This is a genomic window from Streptomyces sp. NK08204 (assembly GCF_020400585.1).
Lineage (GTDB): Bacteria > Actinomycetota > Actinomycetes > Streptomycetales > Streptomycetaceae > Streptomyces.
Genome location: NZ_JAINVF010000067.1, coordinates 1 through 1,471 on the forward strand (window position 1 = coordinate 1; position 1,471 = coordinate 1,471).

The 1,471-nt window shown below is 74.0% G+C and carries 1 protein-coding gene; it reads right to left on the bottom strand.

Annotation, left to right across the window (positions count from 1 at the left end; translation table 11 throughout):
- On the bottom strand, window positions 1-1,471 hold a 1,471-nt coding region (locus tag K7G59_RS34315; RefSeq protein ID WP_225840655.1), incomplete at both ends, for a type I polyketide synthase.

Here is a 1,471-nt window from a genome sequence, read left to right on the forward strand (position 1 = left end):
AGCCGGGCGTTCCTGGCCGTACGTCGCCAGCAGTGCCTGCGCCTCGATCGGGTCACCCAGCGTCGTGCCCGTCCCATGCGCCTCGACGGCGTCGATCTGCTCGGGCGTCAACCGGGCGCCGGCCAGCGCCTGCTGGATGACGCGCTGCTGCGCCGGGCCGTTGGGCGCCGTCAGGCCGTTGCTCGCACCGTCCTGGTTCACGGCCGAGCCGCGCAGCACGGCAAGGACGGGGTGCCCGTTGCGCCGCGCGTCCGACAGCCGCTCCAGCAGCAGCACACCCACGCCCTCGGAGAAGCCCGTACCGTCGGCCGCAGCCGCGAACGGCTTGCAGCGGCCGTCCGGGGCCAGGCCACGCTGGCGGCTGAACTCGATGAACGAGCCCGGCGTGGACATCACGGTGACACCGCCGGCCAGCGCGAGCGTGCACTCGCCCTGCCGCAGCGCCTGCGCCGCGAGGTGCAACGCCACCAGCGAGGAAGAGCAAGCGGTGTCGACGGTGACCGCCGGGCCTTCGAGGCCGAAGTGGTACGCCACCCGTCCGGAGACGATGCTGCCGGAGCCGGCGTTGCCCGAGCTGGTGATCCCGTAGTCGTGGTACATCACGCCGGTGAAGACGCCGGTCCGGCTGCCACGCACGGTGTCCGGGTCGATACCGGCCCGCTCGAAGGCCTCCCAGGACGTCTCCAGCAGCAGCCGCTGCTGCGGGTCCATCCCGACGGCCTCACGCGGTGAGATACCGAAGAACGCCGGGTCGAACTGCCCCGCGTCGTACAGGAACCCACCCTCACGGGTGTAGCACTTGCCGGGTGCGTCGGGGTCGGCGTCGTAGAGACCTTCCAGATCCCAGCCGCGGTCCTGCGGGAAGCCGGCCATCGCGTCCCGGCCTTCGGTGAGCAGCTGCCACAGGTCCTCGGCCGAGCGGACGCCGCCCGGGTAGCGGCAGCTCATCGCCACGATCGCGATCAGCTCGTCGTCGGTCCCGGCCAACGGCGCGGTCGACGCCGGTCCGTCGGTGTGCGCGCCCAGCAGCTCGGCCCGCAGGTGGCGGGCGAGCACGGCGGGCGTGGGGTAGTCGAAGACCAGGGTGGCGGGCAGCTGCAGCCCGGTGGCCGAGCTGAGCGCGTTGCGAAGCTGCAGGGCGGTCAGCGAGTCGAAGCCCAACTCCTTGAAGGTGCGGCTGGGTTCGACGGCTGCCGGGTCGGCGTAGCCGAGGACGGTGGCGACGCGGCTGCGGACGAGGTCGAGCAGTACGGCGTCCTGCTCGTCCTGCGCCAGGCCGGCCAGCCGCCGCTGGAGCGGCGAGCCGTCCGTGCCGCCGTCGCCCGCCTCCACGGCGCGCCGCAGGGGCGCGCGCACCAGGCCGCGGAGCAGCGGCGGCACCGTGCCGGTGGCGGCGCGGGCGCGCGTGGCGCCGAGGTCCAGGCGCACCGGCAGCAGGACGGCCTCGTCCGTGCCGAGCGCGGCGTCGAAG